Source organism: Flavobacterium aurantiibacter, assembly GCF_002251775.1.
GTDB lineage: Bacteria > Bacteroidota > Bacteroidia > Flavobacteriales > Flavobacteriaceae > Flavobacterium > Flavobacterium aurantiibacter.
In genome coordinates this window covers 1-19,589 of the sequence record NZ_NOXX01000223.1, presented here as the reverse complement: position 1 = coordinate 19,589, position 19,589 = coordinate 1, and the positions used below count along the sequence as shown (strand labels likewise).

16 protein-coding genes and 1 pseudogene are annotated in these 19,589 nt (G+C 38.3%); 5 read left to right on the top strand and 12 right to left on the bottom strand.

Going from position 1 to position 19,589, the window contains the following annotated elements:
• Positions 1-51: 51 nt before the first annotated feature.
• The gene (locus CHX27_RS13865) at positions 52-411 is read right to left on the bottom strand and encodes an ASCH domain-containing protein (RefSeq protein ID WP_094487357.1); all 360 of its coding nucleotides are present in this window, start codon (positions 409-411) and stop codon (positions 52-54) included.
• Between the two features lie 287 nt (positions 412-698).
• Between CHX27_RS13865 and CHX27_RS13855 the strand changes: the two genes are divergently transcribed.
• The gene (locus CHX27_RS13855; protein WP_094487355.1) at positions 699-1,643 is read left to right on the top strand and encodes a hypothetical protein; all 945 of its coding nucleotides are present in this window, start codon (positions 699-701) and stop codon (positions 1,641-1,643) included.
• On the opposite strand, the gene CHX27_RS13850 is transcribed toward CHX27_RS13855, so the two are convergent.
• The 3 genes from CHX27_RS13850 to CHX27_RS13840 form a co-directional block, all read right to left on the bottom strand.
• Entirely contained in the window at positions 1,636-3,969 is a 2,334-nt protein-coding gene (locus tag CHX27_RS13850) for a DNA cytosine methyltransferase (RefSeq protein ID WP_243389015.1), read from the bottom strand. The two genes, CHX27_RS13855 and CHX27_RS13850, sit on opposite strands and share 8 nt — an antisense overlap.
• 702 nt (positions 3,970-4,671) lie before the next feature.
• Entirely contained in the window at positions 4,672-5,139 is a 468-nt protein-coding gene (locus CHX27_RS13845) for an RES family NAD+ phosphorylase (protein ID WP_094487354.1), read from the bottom strand.
• Complete coding sequence (locus tag CHX27_RS13840) at positions 5,139-5,630, bottom strand: antitoxin Xre/MbcA/ParS toxin-binding domain-containing protein (protein WP_094487353.1); 492 nt, start codon at positions 5,628-5,630, stop codon at positions 5,139-5,141. Before CHX27_RS13840 ends, CHX27_RS13845 begins: the two co-directional genes overlap by 1 nt.
• Positions 5,631-6,046: 416 nt before the next feature.
• Between CHX27_RS13840 and CHX27_RS13835 the strand changes: the two genes are divergently transcribed.
• On the top strand, positions 6,047-6,289 hold the full coding sequence (locus CHX27_RS13835; RefSeq protein WP_094487352.1) for a DUF6364 family protein: 243 nt from the start codon (positions 6,047-6,049) through the stop codon (positions 6,287-6,289).
• Positions 6,286-6,696 (top strand): type II toxin-antitoxin system VapC family toxin, encoded by a 411-nt coding sequence (locus tag CHX27_RS13830; RefSeq protein WP_094487351.1) that lies wholly within the window; start codon positions 6,286-6,288, stop codon positions 6,694-6,696. Before CHX27_RS13835 ends, CHX27_RS13830 begins: the two co-directional genes overlap by 4 nt.
• Before the next feature lie 492 nt (positions 6,697-7,188).
• On the opposite strand, the gene CHX27_RS13825 is transcribed toward CHX27_RS13830, so the two are convergent.
• The 7 genes from CHX27_RS13825 to CHX27_RS15365 form a co-directional block, all read right to left on the bottom strand.
• Positions 7,189-8,979 (bottom strand): acyl-CoA dehydrogenase family protein, encoded by a 1,791-nt coding sequence (locus tag CHX27_RS13825; protein WP_094487350.1) that lies wholly within the window; start codon positions 8,977-8,979, stop codon positions 7,189-7,191.
• Positions 8,980-8,997: 18 nt separating this feature from the next.
• Positions 8,998-9,384, bottom strand: coding sequence for a four helix bundle protein (locus CHX27_RS13820; RefSeq protein WP_094487349.1), 387 nt, complete (start codon positions 9,382-9,384; stop codon positions 8,998-9,000).
• An 83-nt stretch (positions 9,385-9,467) separates the two neighbouring features.
• Entirely contained in the window at positions 9,468-10,649 is a 1,182-nt protein-coding gene (locus tag CHX27_RS13815) for an acetyl-CoA C-acyltransferase (protein WP_094487348.1), read from the bottom strand.
• Positions 10,650-10,974: 325 nt separating this feature from the next.
• Positions 10,975-11,331, bottom strand: a complete 357-nt coding sequence (locus tag CHX27_RS13810) for a four helix bundle protein (RefSeq protein ID WP_094487347.1) — start codon at positions 11,329-11,331, stop codon at positions 10,975-10,977.
• A gap of 56 nt (positions 11,332-11,387) precedes the next feature.
• A complete protein-coding gene (locus CHX27_RS13805) occupies positions 11,388-13,778 on the bottom strand; it encodes a 3-hydroxyacyl-CoA dehydrogenase/enoyl-CoA hydratase family protein (protein ID WP_094487346.1) in 2,391 nt (796 codons plus the stop codon).
• Positions 13,762-14,229 carry a MarR family winged helix-turn-helix transcriptional regulator gene (locus CHX27_RS13800; RefSeq protein WP_094487345.1) on the bottom strand — a complete coding sequence of 156 codons (468 nt, stop codon included), beginning with the start codon at positions 14,227-14,229 and terminating at the stop codon, positions 13,762-13,764. The genes CHX27_RS13805 and CHX27_RS13800 overlap by 17 nt, the downstream gene beginning before the upstream one ends.
• A gap of 458 nt (positions 14,230-14,687) precedes the next feature.
• On the bottom strand, positions 14,688-14,999 hold the full coding sequence (locus tag CHX27_RS15365; protein WP_133063483.1) for a hypothetical protein: 312 nt from the start codon (positions 14,997-14,999) through the stop codon (positions 14,688-14,690).
• A gap of 44 nt (positions 15,000-15,043) precedes the next feature.
• Here CHX27_RS15365 and CHX27_RS13795 point away from each other — a divergent pair, with 44 nt between their 5' ends.
• Complete coding sequence (locus CHX27_RS13795) at positions 15,044-15,496, top strand: hypothetical protein (protein ID WP_094487344.1); 453 nt, start codon at positions 15,044-15,046, stop codon at positions 15,494-15,496.
• A 729-nt stretch (positions 15,497-16,225) separates the two neighbouring features.
• Here CHX27_RS13795 and CHX27_RS13785 read toward each other — a convergent pair.
• A pseudogene (locus CHX27_RS13785) lies at positions 16,226-16,495 on the bottom strand (transposase); the annotation flags it as partial.
• A gap of 36 nt (positions 16,496-16,531) precedes the next feature.
• Between CHX27_RS13785 and CHX27_RS13780 the strand changes: the two are divergent.
• Positions 16,532-19,540: a DUF7619 domain-containing protein gene (locus CHX27_RS13780; protein ID WP_133063482.1), complete on the top strand. Its 3,009-nt coding sequence runs from the start codon at positions 16,532-16,534 to the stop codon at positions 19,538-19,540.
• Positions 19,541-19,589: the final 49 nt, after the last annotated feature.

Below are 19,589 nucleotides of genomic sequence, written 5' to 3'. Positions count from 1 at the left end.
AGCTAACGTTTTTCAAATGCCCCACCATCGCCAATACCCAAAACGTTAGCTTCAATTGCCTGCCAACGCACAGTTTTTTGTTTCAATAATTTTACCAAGTTTTATTGCAAACACTCTGTAATTTGGTGCGCCCCATTGTTTTTTACCCTCTTTTACTTCAATGCCTTTACATTCAATTATAATTGTTGGAGCATCTTTTGAGTATCCATTTTTAAAAACAATGGTACTATACTCTTTACATTTGTTTTCAGCATTACATAGCAAGGTAAAATTATAAGATGTTCCACATCCTTGTATTCCTGCAAGTCGCTTCATCCAATAATCTTTAACTTCTCTGTATTCCTCTTTCTTTTCGCCTGATAGTATCATATCAAACCATTTCTTTTTTAGTGTTAAGTGTAATGTTTCCATATTTTAATTTTCGTTTATAAATCCCACGCAAGGCAACTAAAGCTAACAGCGTATAAAAAACATTAAAACGATTTTTTATACGCATCACGTTACAAGCAACCCCTGAACGCCACCGAACATTCAAACACATTTGTTTTTTCCATCCGCACAAATCCAACGCTAAAAACCAAAAAAGCTTTAATTTTCCCAACGCTACAATTAAAAACAACAATTCAACTCTTTTAAAAGCTATTTGATAAGCAAAATTGTATCTTTGCAAAGATTGTAAAAATTTGATTTCAATTAGAATGTACAATAATATCCCTGAATTACTCAGAAAAGAAGCCGTCCAAAGATTATTTGCCACCAATACGTTTAACAACAGTTGGATTATTTGGAAACCGGAGATTCAAAGAATACTCGGAGATAACTTTGACGAAAATGCTCTTTTAAATTTAGGAGATTTTCTAACTCAAATTTTCAGAACAACAGGAACTTCAGGACGAGGACAAGGAGAACTTTCGGGAGGTGGAGCAGCTTGGGAATCTTTAATTTGTTGGTATATTAATCTTTGTACGGTTGGTTCTCGCATTGTAGCAGTTAAAAAAATGAGTTTAGTACCTGAACCTATTCGTGACGCAATTACTGTAAACTATGGAAATTTTGGTTGTAACACGGAATCCGATATTACAATTTTAATTTTTCCAAACCTTCCCGAATACACACAAGACATAAACACGCTAAATATTCAAAACAATCAGAATCAAGAACTTCCTGTATTAAACAGAAATGGAAAACTTAATTTGAATGCTTTAAATTTCTTAGCATCAAGAGATTTTCAACAATATGAAATAGGAATAATTCAATGTAAAACCAATTGGAATGATAACGCCCAAATTCCAATGCTTTGGGATATGATATATTCTGCTGGTGGTTTCCGTGGTAGAAATATCACAATCGGCAAAAATGGATATAGTATTCAAAACATACATCAATTTACCTATTCATTTGTAACAGTACCTTCCAATCAAAATCAAAATTATTCTTCAAATCAAGTTGCCGTAAAGCGAGTAACAAATCTTTCAGGTGGAAATTATTGGGGACAACCAACAGAGCAACACGTTGCTAAATCAATTAAAGAAATATTTACAAATAACTTTAATAACGGAACAAGCGGGATAAGGAATGGTATTAGAAACGCTATTCCGAAATTTAATCCCAATCAAGTGCTTTCATACTTCGATATTATTTGATATTTTTTAAAATTTCTAATGCTACGGCTCGTGCCATTAAAGGTGGAACTGCATTACCAACCAAAGTAAATTGGGGTACTTCAAATTTTCTTTTGTTACCACCAGTCGAGCGTTTGCCTTGAAAAACAAAGCTATCATCAAACGACTGTAAACGAGCCATTTCACGAACGGTTAAAGCTCTCGGACTTGCGTAATGAATATAATCATCGGCAATGGTCATAATCGTAGAACTCTGTCCATCTGCCTTTAAAACATTGTAATTTCTTTTCTCCGAGTTCAAGCCTATTATTTTTAATTGTTCTTTGGCTTCATCGTAATTTCCAGTTTCTAAAATCACAGATAAACGCTTAAGTACATCATTATTTTGCTTGCTGGTTTTGTGATTTTGCAACGGAGCAACAAGATGTGTTAAACCATTTTCCAACTCTTCAAAATTCCGAACATAAAAAGGATTTTTTGCATTAGTAAACCGTCCGTTTAATCTACCTTTTCTCGACCATTCAGCATAAGTTAATCCCTTTTTTGTGTCGAATTTTCCGTCAATAGAACGCTTTTTCAATAAGCCTTTCATTTGTTCGGTCGTACCGTTGTATTTTGACTTTAAATCGATGTTTTCGTAATTAAATTTTTCATCATCATTTCCAATAAAATCCAAATCATACAAAGCTTCAAATACGGTAACTTTTTCGTTTTGAGAAACAGTCGCAGGAACATTTTTGATTAGTTTTTGGTCTTTACGACAACCAATAAACAATACCCTTTCCCGATTTTGTGGAACACCATAATCGGAAGCCAAAGCAACAAAAGGTTGGTCAATATTATATAAACGAATATGAGATAAAATTTCGTTCAATTCATTTTCAATATTCTGTTTTTTTGCGATTTCACTCAATCCTTGCACGCATTCATCAAACGAATAATTGTAGATTTCTAAAGCCAAAATAATATCTGCAATTTCATTCTTAAACGCATTGGAAGGATTTAATTTTTGAAAAGCATTATGCACTTCTTCAATGATATTGTTTGGCTCAATTGACACCAAAAATTCATCAAACTTTGGAGCAAAAAAATCATTGTCTAAATCGCTATGATTTTTCTCTTGAATAACTTTTTTGCGTATACATGCCAATTCTTTCGCTCGCTTCAACAAATTAAAACCGTGACGAATAGTCGAAAAATTTATATCCGTTTTACTAGTTTTGTAATCTGCAATTTTTGGAGCAAGACCACGAAATTTATTTTCAATATTCTGAATATAACTTTCCCGAATAGTGTCTAAATCCTTATCAACCGCTTTTTCAAAATTCAGCCGTTGCAAATAACAGTCGAGTAAAAATTGATTTTCTGTATTTACTTTTTTAAGGTTAGCAACAAAATGAATTAATTGATGAAACTCTTTTAAATCAATAATTGAGCGAATTTCTTGCAAAATCATTTCCTTGATTTTCCCGCTCTCTTTTGTCAAAATCCCTTTCACATTTTCCATTACAAAATACTTCGGGCGAAGAAGTTTTATCACGTTCAAGTAATGAGCAAACAAATCATCTTTCTTGTCAAATTTTTTCCGCTTTCCAGCCAAACTAAAACTCTGACAAGGTGGTCCTCCACAAACTACATCTATGGTTTGACCTTTTATTTTTTTCAAAAGATTGTCAATAAAATTATGCTCCGTAATATCTTGTCGAAGAAATTCCGCATCCATTCCTAATTGATAATTGTAACGAGCCAAATGCGTTAATTCACAATTTTCATTTATATCACTTGCCAAACGAAAATCATAAAACTTGTTTCCGTACTCCGCTTGTAAAAAGCCCTCACTAAAACCTCCTGCACCAGCAAATAAATCCAAAAATGTAATTTTCTGCATAGCTTTATATTCGGTCGGGTCTTCACAAACCATTGACACGTCAGTATTTTGTTTGCGGCTATTAACAAGTGACAAAATCTTTTCCTTTACTTTTTTATCGGTAAACTGACTATGCGGTGCTGTTTCAAAATGCTTTTCAACTTCTTGCTTTAAAAACAACAAGAACTTATTGATTGACTTATGCGTGTATTCTGTTTCCTTGACCAATTGTTTTTTTGCATCCCAATCTTTCTTTAAAACCTTTTCACCAGTCGCAACTTTGACTTGCACATCTTTTTGCCTTAAAACCAAATGAATTGGATAGTGCTTCGACTTATCAGCCTTATCTAAATAAAATTTGACATTTACCATATTGCGGACATTTTTACGGACACGGACAAATTTACGGACAAATTTCAAATAGACAAGAAGAATTGCAACTTTTTTTACCCAACGCACAAGTAGCATAAACCAGCTCACAAAGCCAAACTTGAAAAAGAGTGTGCTTTTCCCTTTGCAGACCTGCGCTAACTTGACAATATAGAACTTCGAAAGAAGGAAGGGCAGCTTGTAACAGCACCTACCCAAAAGTGGCGGCTTAGTGCTTCATTAGACAGTTAATCGTATATTTGAAGTGCAGTTTTCAAATGAAGTTAAAAAGTAAAACGCCACCTTCGGGTGGCTGCAAAACGATGTGGCGAAAGGCGCGCCTTCCACCATATCAATACACGCCCTTCGCACATCTACGCGTTTCGCAAAATGCGAACCTCGCTCTCCGAAGTCTCCCGACTTCGGAGTATTTATTTAAAAGGTATGAAAGTGGTTAGAAAGCACTGTAACTGTTTTTACCTTGCTCTCCGAAGTCTCCCGACTTCGGAGTAATTGTTTAAAACGTAGTAAAGTAATTTAAGAACACTTTAGCTGTTTTTACTACGTCGTAAGTGTCCAAATTCAGATGATTTTGTAGTGCGTTAATTTGTCATACCTCAAAGTCGGGAGATTTTGCACAACGAACGAAAGGAAATGAATTTATCGCTGCAATTTGCTGTGATAATAAGTTAAGCTTGTTTTTGAAAATTGAAAAATGGTAGAGACTTCACTAATTTACCGTACGTTATCTGCAATTTGACTAAGTCGAAAATCAATACTTCGCAAGACAAATACAGGTTCTTGATATTGATCCTAAAGGGTATTGGGTTTTAATCTTTCATCTATAGGCAATTCCAAGAATTCAAGAATTTCAACCTTGCCGAATTCTTTATACAATGGATTAAGAATAATGTTATGCTCCAAGGGAACAATAGTCGACGGGACTCTCAAGGCAAAAAAATCTCTATTCTTTGCTAATGTAGAAAACACTTCTGTTGTTTTAGCCGAGTAAGGGTATTTATTCCATTCTTCTGGAAGGGCATCTAGGTCACTTACAATAAATTCAGCTGGAATTTCAATTTTTGCCACTAGAATTTTCTTAGGTAGATTTGCAATATCATCAGAATGTACATAGTACTCCAGAAGTGCAAGTGCTACATTTTCAGAGCAATATACCGCACGAGTTCCAACTTCATTCCACCTGCCACCTACCTTCTCAGCACCAATTCCAGATAATGTAGAATCTTTATATTTTATGTTAGCAACTCGATATACAATCATTAACTGTAAACATTGTATTGTATTCTAACAATCTCATTTTCCACAATGTCAAATCCAAAGCTACTATCTAATAAATCAAAAGGTTTTTTATTGCCAAGAGCTTTTGATGGCGTTATCAGCCATCTTTTAAAATCATCAGGACTATCAAATACCTCAAACCCTAATCCGAATAAGCGTGATATTTCATAAATTCTTTCGGAAGTTTCTTTGCTATATACCTTCTTCTTTTGCATGCTACTTATTGAAGTTGGTAAAATATCTTCAAACTCCTTTTCCCTTGCACCTATGCTTGCTATTAAGTCCTTCCAATCATTCTTTTTGACTCCATCTCTAATTCTAGTAATTAATTCCAACTTGTAACTTGGCGCATCTTTGGGATGATAAACGACCCATGTTGGTGAGAATTTATCAACAGAAGTTGATTTTTCACTTTTGGTGGCAGCACTGAATTTCACTCCTCTATCTACCACTATTTTTGTTGGTGCTTTCATATTCAGAATTGCATTTTTACAATTAATATAGAGTAAATTTACGCTTTAATCTCTACTTAGCAAGTATTTGTATTAAATTCTAATACATAAATCTGAAAATGAGGAACAAACTGACGCTGTCAGCGGTAGCTGTTGCACAGCCTCTTTTAAAAAGTAAAATGCATAAGCCTCGCTCTCCAAAGTCTCCCGACTTCGACGTACTCGCTCTCCGAAATCTCCCGACTTCGGAGTAATCATTTAAAACATAGTAAAGTAATTGATGAGCATTTTCGCTATTTTTTCTATGTAATTCAATTGATTTTCTAGTGTGTTATATTGTCATACCTCAAAGTCGGGAGACTTTCCGGAGCTCGGGGTAGGCTCCCCATTTGGAAATAAAAAAGCATATACGTATTTTTGATAAAAAGATACGTATCATGACAACTAAACTTACTTTGACCGTAGAAAAATCTGTTATCGAACGTGCAAAATTGTATGCGAAAAACACAGGAAGAAGTCTTTCAGAACTTATCGAAAATTACTTGATTACAATCACGGAAGATAGTATCGATGGTGAGTTATCGCCTAAATTACAGAAGATAGTTGGCGTGGTAAGTCTGCCAGAAAATTTTGACGAAAAAGAAGAATTGCGCTCGGCATTGGAAAAGAAACATTTATGAAAAAGTTGTTTTTAGACACAAATGTTATCGTCGATCTAATTGCTGACAGAAACCCTTTTAGTAAACACGCTATTCAAATATTTCGGAAAGCGGAATTGAAGGAAGTAGAGCTTTTCGCTTCATCACATTCGATTATTACCACGCATTATTTACTGAAAAAGTATTTGGGAGAAAAAGAACTTCGAGAAGTTTTATATAATCTTCTTGATTACATAACTGTGGTCGCTGTTGATGCAGCTGTTTTAGAGAAAGGACTACGATCAAAACACAAGGACTTTGAAGCTGCGATTCAAATACTTTGTGCGTCCTCGATCGAAAACATTGATTGTATTGTTACTCGCAATACTAAAGATTTTAAAACAAGTGAAATTCCCACGTTTAATCCGGATGAAATATTGAGTATATAATTTGCCTCGCTCTCCGAAGTCTCCCGACTTCGGAGTACTGTTTCAAAAAGTAAAAAACGTTATAACCCCATTTTATCTGTCGGCGAAATCTCGTTACGACGCGCATTTGGGCCATTTTTCAGAGCGCTAGCAGAAACGTTTCAACCCAAAGACGTATTTCGGTGCACGATTTCCTAGCCCCGACAGACGCGGAAAACCCACAGCCGAAAAACCGATTTTTTACCGCAGCGGCTGGGCGATTTTATGAGCCACAGCAAGCGCGCGTAAAAAACGATTTTTTGGCGCGGATTTGCAGCAAATGGCGGGATTAGCTTCTGAAAAACCGTACTTCGTTAGATTTTATTGGAATATTCCGGAATTCGAAAAGAAATTCACCTTTTAATCAATTGTTTAGCTGTTTACTACGCGCGATTTTCACATCGGATTCAGAATAGTATTCATAAAAAAAGCGCCGATTTTTCAACCGACGCTTATCTATATGCAAAATTGAAATTAGAAGCAGTACTCGTTTGCAGCGATTAACTTTGCTGCAATTTGTTCGCGTAAGCCTACTATATTTGGCATATTGGTGTACTTGGTGAAACGACGCAAGCCCATGAGCATCATGCGCTGCTCGTCGCCCGAAGCAAAAGATACAATGCTCTCTTTTCCTTTTTGCGAAATCACGTCGACAGCTTTGTATAAATACAATTGTGCCATAGCAATTTGCTCTTTACACGCATCTTGACCCACTTTTTTCGCCAATTTCTCGGTTCTCAAAATAGTTGATTCGGCCATATAAATTTCGATGAGCATATCGGCCGCAGCCATCAATAATTGCTGGTGTTCCTCCAAATCTGGACCAAACTTTTGAACCGCAGAACCTGCAACCATCAAAAATGCTTTCTTCAAACGAACAATCATGTCTTTCTCTTCCGAAAACAATTCGCTGTAATCTGGAATGTCGAAATCCGGAATGCCCATCAATTCTTCGGCTACTTTCATTGCAGGTGCGAGTAAATCGACGTGACCTTTCATGGCTTTTTTGATCAACATTCCTACCGACAACATGCGGTTAATTTCGTTTGTGCCTTCGTAAATCCGCGAAATACGGGCATCACGCCAAGCGCTTTCCATAGGCGTATCTTCCGAAAATCCCATACCACCCAAAATTTGAATGCCTTCATCGGAACAGTTTTGGATATCTTCTGAAACGGCCACTTTCAAGATCGAACATTCGATGGCAAATTCTTCAACACCTTTTAATTCGGCTTCTTGATGCGATTCGCCCGCTTCTTCGCGCAGTTTAATTCGATTTTCAATGTCTTTTGACGCGCGATACGTAGCACTTTCTCCGGCATAACAGCTCGTTGCCATTTCCGCCAATTTGTATTTGATGGCACCAAAACTTGAAATTGGCACGTTAAATTGCACGCGCTCGTTGGCGTACTTCACGGCACCGCTGGTTACGCGACGCTGTGCATCTAAACAAGCTGCCGCCAATTTAATGCGCCCCACATTAAGGGCATTCATGGCAATTTTAAAGCCATTTCCGCGCTCTGAAAGCATATTTTCTACGGGCACTTTAGTTTCGTTAAAGAACACTTGTCGTGTACTCGATGCACGGATTCCGAGTTTATGCTCTTCTTCGTTCATAGAAATTCCGTTCGACGGATCGTTTTCTACGATAAATCCGGTGATGTTTTTATCGTTTTCGATTCGTGCAAATACGATAAAAAGGTTACAGAATCCGGCGTTTGAAATCCACATTTTCTGTCCGGTAATGCTGTAGTGTGTTCCGTCTTCGGAAAGTACGGCTTTAGTTTTTCCGGAGTTGGCATCGGATCCAGCGCCGGGTTCGGTAAGGCAGTAAGCGCCAAACCATTCTCCGCTAGCCAATTTAGGTACGTATTTTGCTTTTTGGGCTTCAGTACCGTAAAGGGTAATTGGCATGGTTCCGATTCCGGTATGCGCGCCGAAAGCGGTTGAGAATGAGCCGGTAGCTCCCGAGATGTAGTCGCACACTAAAACGGTGTCGACAAATCCCATTCCCATTCCGCCGTAGGCTTCTGGAACGGCAACGGAAAGGAATCCCATTTCGCCAGCTTTTCGCATACACGCTTCGGTAAAGGCGTAATCTTTTTTCTCAAAACGGTCTTTGAATGGCCAAACTTCTTTGTCGATGAACTCTTTTACAGAGTCACGCATCATAAGTTGCTCTTCAGTATAATCTTCCGGTGTGAATACATCTTCACAAGCTGTTTGTTTAACGAGGAATTGTCCTCCGCGGGTTACATTGTTCATAGTTTTGCTTTTAAGAGGCTAGAGACGAGAAACGAGAAACAAGACTTGATGAGTTCCTTCTAATTTGTTGATGAATCCAGTCATCATTTTTTGGAATTCGTCTAGTTTGTCTTCAATCGCCTTTGCCTTATCGTTATCTAAATAATTATTTTGATGTGCTATTAAAATTTGTGTTTGTACTTCAAATGATGAACCTAAGCTGATATTGAGAAAATGCAAGAAATAATTATTTCCGCGATTCGAACCCTCTGCAATATTAGAGGCCATGGAAACAGCGGCTCTATTTAGCTGACTTGACAAGCCGTATAGTTCGTGTTTTGGAAAATCCTGCGTTGCTTTATGAATGTCCAACGCAATTTCCATCGCAAGATTCCAAATTTTTAAATTTTTAAAATTGTGTTTCATTATCTCTAATAATCTCGCTTCTCTCCCGATAGCCATCGGGACTCGCTTCTCTCCCGATAGCCATCGGGACTCGCTTCTCGCTTCTACAAAATCTCAAACACTCCAGCGGTTCCTTGTCCGGTGCCGACGCACATGGTTACGAGTCCGTATTTTAGGTTGCGGCGTTTCATTTCGTCGAACAGTTGTACGGTGAGTTTTGCTCCAGTGCAACCTAGCGGATGGCCCAAAGCAATGGCACCTCCGTTTACGTTGATGATTTCTGGATTGAGTTGCAACTCGCGAATAACGGCTAACGATTGTGCCGCAAATGCTTCGTTTAATTCGATTAACTGAATATCGTTTTGCGACAAGCCGGCTTGCTTTAAGGCTTTTGGAATTGCTTTTACAGGACCAATTCCCATAATACGTGGTTCAACGCCCGATGATGCAAAATTTACTAATCGCGCGATGGGCGTTAAATTATGACGCTTCAAAAATTCTTCACTTACAACCAGTACAAACGCAGCGCCGTCGCTCATTTGCGAAGACGTTCCGGCAGTTACGGTACCGTCGGCAGCAAAAACAGGGCGGAGTTTAGCTAAAGCCGCCAGGTTGGTGTCGGCACGTGGCCCTTCATCTTGAGTAACGATATACGATTTGGTTTCTTTTTTACCTTTTTCGTTTAAAAACGTTTGTTCAACAGTAATCGGAACAATTTGATTGTCGAATTTATTTTCGGCTATGGCTTTCAATGCTTTTTGATGCGATTCGAAGGCAAACTGATCTTGGTCCTCGCGACTGATGTTAAATTGTTTAGCTACAGCCTCGGCGGTAAGCCCCATGCCCCAGTAATAATCTTCGTGACCGGATTTAGCCACATCGTAGTCGGGTACTGGTTTGTATCCGCCCATCGGAATGTAGCTCATGCTTTCGGCACCACCTGCTAGGATACAATCGGCCATACCGCTTTGAATTTTTGCAGTAGCGATCCCGATAGTTTCTAAACCTGATGCGCAATAGCGATTTACGGTAACGCCAGGAACGTCTTCAACTTTAAGTCCCATGAGCGAGATTAGTCGCCCCACGTTCAGGCCTTGTTCGGCTTCAGGCATGGCATTTCCTACAATAACGTCGTCAATTTCTTTCTTGTCAATTTGTGGAAACTGCGCCATCAGGTAGGCAATGGTTTCTGCTGCCAGTTCGTCCGGACGTTTAAAACGGAACACGCCTTTCGGAGCTTTTCCTACGGCAGTTCGGTAGCCGGAAACGATATATGCTGTTTTCATGATTGTTATTTTTTGTTTAAGTATTAAGATTTGAGTATTAAGTATTAAGACTTATGTATTAAGTATTAAGACTTGAGTATTCAGTATTAAGATTTGTGTGTTAAGTGTAAGAATTTGATTTTAATGTCTTTATGCATATAAGTAACTACTAATTTTTAAACTTTTTATGTGCCTGCGTTTGATTACTGTAAACATTGAATCTGCTAGATGGACAAATGCCATTTTCAATAGAACATTCAGAAAAGACGCGTATGAATTCACTAAAAAGCTAGTACTGCCTTTTGAGTTTTTAAGCTGTTTCGTCACTATTATTCTTGAATGCATCTTACTTTACTTTTAGTGTTTTTTGAAATGCCAAATTCATATTCGAAACCTCAATCAGTTGTTCAATAAGCGGCTGTACCGTAGCCTCATCTAGTAATTTCAATTTTTGGGCAAGTATTAGTTGTGTCATTAATTCATAAGTCGAACCGTTCGCAATCGCTAAAAATTGAATAAACTCTTTTTCGTGATTTCTGCCGGCACCCTCAGCTATGTTTGAAGGAATTGATATTGCACATCTTTTTATCTGATTTGTTAAATTGTATCGTTCCTCTGCTGGTAAAGGCGCTGTTGCTTCATACACTCGAACTGCGATTTCTATCGCCTTTTGCCAGATTTTTAGCTTTTCAAAGTTGTGCATAAACCCATCAATTTCTTCAGTCTTAATACTAAGGTCTTAATACAACCATCTCACTTCTAATTCCGCAAAGGTTTACCCTTCGTTAGCATAAATTGAATTCGCTCTAATGTTTTACGCTCCGTACACAAGCTCAAAAATGCTTCGCGTTCGATGTCGAGTAGGTACTGCTCGGTTACGAGTGTTGGTTCGGATAAATCGCCGCCCGCCATGACGTAAGCGAGTTTATTTGCCATTTTCTTATCGTGATCCGAGATATAACTACCGGCTTTCATTTGGTCGGTTCCTACCAAGAACATACCCAAGGCTTGTTTTCCGAGTACTTTAATGTCTTTGCGTTTCACTGGTTGTGTATAGCCGGCTTCTGCCAGTAAGATAGCATGTTTCTTGGCTTCGTAAATCTGACGATCCTTATTCACAACTACTACGTCTTTATGTTTTTGCAACAATCCGGTATCGAAGGCTTCGTAGGCCGAAGTGGATACTTTTGCCATGGCGATTGTCAAGAAATACTCTTGCAAGACGTTTAATTCGACGTCGTTTTTGCGGAATAAATCCGATGCACGTAAGGCCATTTCTTTCGAACCGCCTCCGCCTGGAATAACGCCCACGCCAAATTCAACCAATCCCATATACGTTTCTGCGGCAGCTACCACTTTGTCGGCGTGCATGCTCAATTCGCAACCACCGCCAAAGGTCATTCCATGTGGCGCAGAAATTATCGGAATTGCCGAGTAACGCAAACGCATCATGGTATCTTGGAACAGTTTGATAGCCATGTTGAGTTCGTCGTATTCTTGCTCTACGGCCATCATAAAAATCATTCCTAAATTGGCGCCTACTGTAAAGTTTGCAGCCTGATTTCCGATCACCAATCCTTGGAAATCTTTCTCGGCTAAATCGATGGCTTTATTGATTCCTTGTAAAACTTCGCCGCCAATCGTATTCATTTTAGATCTAAACTCTAAGTTCAAGATACCGTCTCCAATATCCTGAATTACAGCACCCGAATTTGCCCACACTTTTTTGCTTTCGCGGATGTTGTCTAAAATAATGAAGCTTTCCTGACCCGGAATTACTTGGTAAGATTTTGAAGCGATGTCGTAAAAAAGAGTCTTCCCAGAATCGATTTTATAAAACGATTTGATTCCCGCTTGTTGCATGTCAGAAACCCAAGTGGCAAGCGTGCCTTTTTCGGCAGCAATGAGCTCGATTCCTTTTTCCAAGCCAACGGCATCCCAAATTTCAAACGGACCGTTTTCCCAACCAAAGCCCGCTTTCATGGCAGCATCTATTTTGAAAAGTTCGTCGGTGATTTCTGGAATACGATTCGCCACGTAGGCAAACATGGCACCTAAGTTGCGTCGGTAAAACTCGCCTGCCTTGTCTTTGCCAGTGATGAGCACTTTAAAACGATCTATCGGTCGTTCGATTGTTTTGGTGAGTTCTAAAGTGGCAAACGATGCTTTTTTGGCAGCGCGATACGTTAAGGTGTCCAAATCGAGGGTTAAAATTTCTTTGCCTTCTTTTTTGTAGAACCCTTCGCCGGTTTTGCTTCCTAGCTTGTTGGTTTCCATCATTTTTTGAATGAAATCGGGTAGTGCAAACAAATCGTGCGCCTCGTCGTTTGGTACACCTTGGTATAAGCCGTTTGCTACGTGTACCAATGTATCTAAACCAACAACGTCGACGGTACGGAATGTAGCCGATTTTGGCCTACCAATAACCGGACCCGTAAGTTTGTCGACTTCCTCAACGGTGAGTCCCATTTCTTTTACGAGATGGAATAAACTCTGAATACCGAATATTCCGATGCGGTTTCCGATAAAGGCAGGCGTATCTTTGGTAGTGATAGGAGTTTTTCCCAAGAATTTCTCGGCGTAGCTTTCTAAGAATTGCAATACATTTTTTGAGGTTTGTGGCCCAGGAATGATTTCGAACAATTTTAGGTAACGCGCCGGATTAAAAAAGTGTGTTCCGCAAAAGTGCTCTTGGAAATCGGCACTACGGCCTTCGCTCATCAATGCAATAGGAATTCCGCTGGTGTTCGATGACACAAGAGTTCCCGGACGTCGGTACTTGTCGATTTGCTCGAAAACTAGTTTTTTGATGTCCAGGCGTTCCACCACTACTTCGATAATCCAATCGACATCGGCAATACGTGCCATATCATCGGTGGTGTTTCCGGTGGTAATGCGTTGAGCGAAACTGCTGTGGTAGAGTGGGGCGGGCTTCGATTTAATTGCGTTAGCTAAATGCTCGTTCACAATTCGGTTTCGAACGGCTTTACTTTCTAGGGTTAGGCCTTTGGCTTCTTCGGCGGGCAGCAGTGCGTTTGGAACTATGTCGAGCAGCAAAACTTCGCAGCCGATGTTTGCAAAATGGCATGCAATTCCGGAACCCATGATTCCGCTGCCAATCACAGCAACTTTTTTAATAATTCTTTTCATTTGAAAGGAGTTCGTTTGTATTGAAAATAGATTTCTCTTGGATGAGTTCGTTTATTTTGTCGGCTACTTCAATGAAGTTGGCGAGTTGTTCGGGTGTAACCACGCTTTTTACCTTTTCGTTGAATCGAAGTACGGTTTCTTTTGAAAGTGCTCGTTTGTTTTTGCCTTCCTCGGTAAGGTAAATGAGTACGCCGCGTCCGTCGTCGGGGTTGGGTCGGCGTTCAATCAAACCGCGATCTTCCATCGATTTTAGGGTTCGGGTTACACTGGTAGCTTCCATTCCCATTCGTGGGCCAAGCGAAGTTGAGGGCGTTCCTTCTTCTTTATCGATCGATAGCAAAGCAAAACCAACTGCCATCGATGCGCCGTATTTGTTAGCTTCTTCGTTGTACATGCGGGCAACTGCTTGCCAAGTAGCACGTAATATATAATCGATTGTTTTTTCTTTCATAAGTCAACTACAACGATTTCAAAGATAACTAAAAATACTATGCACGCATACTATTTTAAATAAATTTTACTTTTTCTTAAAAAAAGTTGGACACGGGCGGCATTACAATCTGCTCAATGCGGTACAATCGGAGCCGCGAAATTATTCTAATTTATTTTTGTGGCTAAAGCATGCGGCGTTGATATTTTATCGATTATCTGAGGTTGATCAGCAACAGAACCCATCATACCGATTTATCGTCGCTGAATGAATTTGCAGAAGGTGGAAATGAAATGAATTTACCATCTGATGTGTCTTTAATGGGTAGCTAGTTCCGATTTTATCGAGTTAAAGACGAGTCCCGACATGTGTTGGGATAGTTCCGATAGCTATCGTAATTTCCTTTTTCCTTTTTTTCTATCTTAGTCTTTTTTCAATTATTTTCCATTTTTTCAAATTTTCTATTCTTCTATTTGTAGCTAATCCCGCCTTTCGCTGTAGTCCTCAAAAAACCAGCTGCCTTCAGTCGCGCTGCGGTGGGCTTCTGGGGTCGCCACCACAGCCGCGCTTCCGTCAAGCTGCTTTTTCTCCGGGCTGCCGCTGCAGTCGGGGCTAGGGCATACGTTACTAACGTTTAGTGGAAAAAACGTACATTCGTGAAAGACAAAAGGCAAAACAACTTTCCCATTTAGTAGATTCAAAATGCGCATAAATTTTTTGATGCAATGTGTTGTGAATAAATAATTTAAGCTCGTTTTTGAAAATTGAGAAAAAGGAAGAAACTTCGCCAATTGTCTAGTTGTGCCCAACTTTAAAACCTAATACGAAATATCGAATGGAATTTATTAAAGGAAAATATAGAATAGTGACTGGAATTACCACTGAGTATAAGATAAATCCGCAGAATCCAAAGTACTTTGCAAAATTTGTGAATGACAATATTATGACTTTAGGTCATACAGAAGACGAAGCTATTGAAAGGCTAAAAAATCTTTATGAAGAATATAAGTCTAAAAATAAATTACACCCGATTTTGTCCGACCAAGTTCTTAACCCCTTTGTACCAAAAGAAAAATTTGAAAAATACTTTCTTAATGGAATTTCAATAGATTTTTTTGAACTAATTGGAGAAGACTCCTGTACGCAAATAGATGATGAATACAATATAAAAGACTTAGAATTAAGTACTCAACAAATTGAACTGATTAACACTAAATATAATATTCAAGTTAATGAAGAAGATATTATCGTAAATATTTTTGAACAAATTGAAAAAAGCTGGGCATAACATCATATTTGCAAAAGCCGGGGTTTCGTGTTTCTATGAAAGTGAAGTGCAAGTTTCAAGTTTAGTTTTTCAATTGAACATTTGTGCTAAAACTCCCCCACTGCGGAAATACCCGAACCGTTAGCGGTCATTGTAAAACGACACACCGAAAAAGAAATAAAATGATTAAAATACTTTACATATTCACAATAGGACTTTTTACAAGTTATTCAACGATTGGAAAATCTGTTGAAAACAAATCTCATTATAAGTTTAGCTTTGACACTTTAAAAATATACGACCAAAGCAGACAGAGAGAAATTCCAATTGCAATTTATAAACCAACCTCAGAAGTTACTGAAAAACAGAAAATTGTCATTTTCAGTCACGGTTATGGACAAAATAAAGGTGGTGACTATTTAGCGTATTCATATCTGACTGAATTTTTAGCAACAAAAGGATTTTTCGTTGTAAGCATTCAACACGAACTTTCAACCGACAGTTTATTACCATTAACAGGAAATCCACAAATTGTAAGACGACCAGTTTGGGAACGTGGTGCAGACAATATTTTATTCGTTATCAACGAACTTAAAAAAACAAATCCTGATTTGGACTTTAAACACATAACGCTTATCGGACATTCTAACGGTGGAGATATGACTGCTCTTTTTCCGCAGAAATACCCGAACATAGTTGAAAAAATAATCACGTTGGACAACAGAAGAATGGCATTGCCAAAATCAANGTGCTAGTGGTCATCTCAAAAATGATCAAAAAGGCTTTACGAATACCAAAACGAACGCGGTGGAACAGGGTTCCTGCTTTAGCTGTTTCAACGTGATTGCACTTGTAACAGTGGTATTTATGCCCCGCTTTTTTACAGCCGGATGTGTGGCCACATTTTTTACAAACAAACCCGTCACGCCATTTTAAATCGGCTAAATATGCCAAGCAAGCATCGTCATCGGGGAAAGCTTTTGAAAAGTCTAGGATATTTTGACCTGTGAACAGGTGCAAATCATTTTAAATCAGGTATAAATATACGGAATATATTTGGATAACTCAATTAAATTTAATCTTTCTGTTTTAACACCGTCAGAAAATGATGAGTTCCAATCTGCTGAGTTAATTACTATTTATAGCGGAACTGCAAACACAAACTACACCCCATTGATAGGTTCTCTAGTCACAGCCACTTCTAGCATGAATACATGTAATTCCTCCAATCTTCCTGACCTTTGGTACAAATTTGTGGCAAATGAAAACCAAGTTGCCGTTTTGTTATACGATAGTTTATTGCAGGAAAATTCATTAAATTATGATATTTATACAACCGTTGAAGGTAATCCACAAATTGTGACCTGTTCTCAAGTTTCAACGCCAAATGGCATGTTTTTTAATTTAGTTTCGGGTTTGACCTATTATATCAGAGTATCAGTAAATAGTATTAATTCCTTACAATTGTCTGGCACAGCTTCTTTTAGTATCGCAGTAATTGAAAAGCCTAGTAATGATAATGTTGAAGGAGCAAGGGAAATTCAGCAAATTGCAAATCAGGCTGATACTGTATTCAATCAATATATTAATGGAGCAAGTATTTCTAATGTTCCTCAAAATTGCGGTCAACTTTCAAATACAATATCTGATGTTTGGTATAGTTTTCAAGGCGATGGAAAGAACTATACCTTATTTGCAAAGCCTTTTGGCAACAATAATCTAGACCAAAATTATAAGATAACTATTTATCAAAATACTGTTGCTATCGCGAATACGTTACTATGCAATCAGTCTAGTTTTACAGGTTTTTTTCAGGTAGGTAGCGAGTATCTTATAAAAGTTTCGTTGATTGACCCACAACCCGTTTCAACACAGCTTTGGTTAATGAGTTTGCATTTGCGAAAAATGCCCGAATTGATGCAAATCGATGAAACGCAATCTATTGAAAATTTAGTCACAGATATTCTTTTAGGAAATGATTGTGTTCAAGTATCAAACATAAATTCGAGTACGGGTGTAAATTTTAATTCTGTTAACGGTATTGGAGCATTTTTTAATACAGACCCTAGTTTTCCGCTTTCATCAGGGATAGTGTTATCCTCTGGTGCGGTTTCTGAAATAAGTTCATATAATACATCTAACTTATCCGGTGGTGCAAATTCAAATTGGATGATGAACGATAGCAATTTAAGCACAGTTGCCAGCCAGATAAATGGTTCGTTTGGGCAAAATTTGAATGTTAGTAAACTTTCATTCGATTTTGTGTCGCAGTATGAAAATCTCAATTTTAATTTCTTACTGGCCTCCGATGAATATGGCGTATTTCAGTGTAATTTTGTCGATACTTTTGCTTTTGTATTAACAAATGTTCAATCGGGAATGACAACTAATTTAGCACTAGTTCCGAACACTAATAGTCCGGTTAGTGTCGTAACAGTGCGCGATGCAAGTTATAATTCATTATGTAATTCAGTAAACCCACAATTCTTTAAATCTTACCAAGCAATGAACGATTTTAGGGGTGAGTTTATCAACAACATCAATTTCAACGGTATTACTGAGGTAATGACAGCATCAGCCCAGATAATACCAAATGAACTGTACAATATTAAATTAATAGTTGGCGATTTTGGAGACGCCTCTTATGATACAGCGATATTTATACAAGCAGGTACATTTTTAGCAGGTCCTCCAGAATGTACAGATTTTATTCAACTTTCCGCCTTCTACGACCTTAACAATGACGGACAGCAACAAGACAATGAACCACTTTTCTCAAACGGCCAGTTCTCGTATACGGTTAACGATGCAATAGAGCCCGTTAATATTCAAAATCCGACGGGTAAGTTTAATTTATTCGATCAAACAGGTGGCAATAATACTTACGATATTTCCTATCAAATCAATCCTGAGTATTTATCTTTTTATTCTCTGACAACTAGCACGTACAATAATATTTCAATACCAGCGGGTAGCGGTACGCAAACCATAAAGTTCCCAATAACTATAGTGCAACCTTTTGCTGATGTGAGCGTTTCTGTAATTCCGTATCAAGAACCAATCGCGGGAGGCATTGGCAAACTAAAAGTACAATTAAAAAACAACGGTAACGGGAATGCCTCCGGTACGCTCTTTTTCCAAAAACCAAATATTGCAACAATTAGCAATGTTTCGCCTCCAGTGCAACTAAATACTACTGGCTTTTCCGTTGATTACGCAAACTTAGTTCCAAATGAAATCAGAACGTATCTCGTTACCTATTCTATTCCTCCAATTCCAGAAGTTAGCTTCGATGATATTTTAACTTCTAGTGCCCAAGTAAGCAATTCAAACGACGCTTTTATCGACGATAATACCGCGAGCTTAAAACAAATTATTGTAGCCGCCTATGATCCGAACAACACGCAAGAAAAACACGGAGGAAGCATCGAATTTGCGAATTTTTCAGAAAATGATTATCTAGAGTACACCATTCGTTTTCAAAATACAGGAACCGCAAACGCTATAAATGTGCGTATCGAAGACATCCTCGGTCCGCAATATAATCTCGAATCTTTGCGTATGGTTGGCGCTAGTCACAGCTATTACATGCAACGAATAGGCAATGAAGTAAATTGGTTTTTTGACTTTATCCAATTACCCGGTGCAGTGCAAAGTCCCGCTGAGAGTATTGGTTACCTCACTTTTAAAATCAAATTGAATCCTGGTTTTACTGTTAATGATATAATCGCCAAAACTGGAGCAATTTATTTTGATACCAATCCGCCGATTAGTACAAACACCCATACAACAGTATTTTTCGAAAACTTATTGGTTAATCAGCCTCTAAATGAGCAGTTGCAGATTTATCCTAATCCGGCTACAACGCAAGTCTTTTTCAGTTTACCATCAGAAACCATTGAATCGCTTGAGATTTACGATTTAAGTGGAAAATGTGTTGTCAAGAAATCGGTGAACGATCGTCAGTTTGAGCTGAACACTGCAAATTTGTCACGCGGATTTTACTTGGTTAAAGTTCGCACAACAAGCGGCATTGAACTAAGTAAAAAGCTGGCTATTAATTAAAACCTTTATGCCGGCCGGGCGCATCCGCTGTTGCAACTCCGCGTGCAGC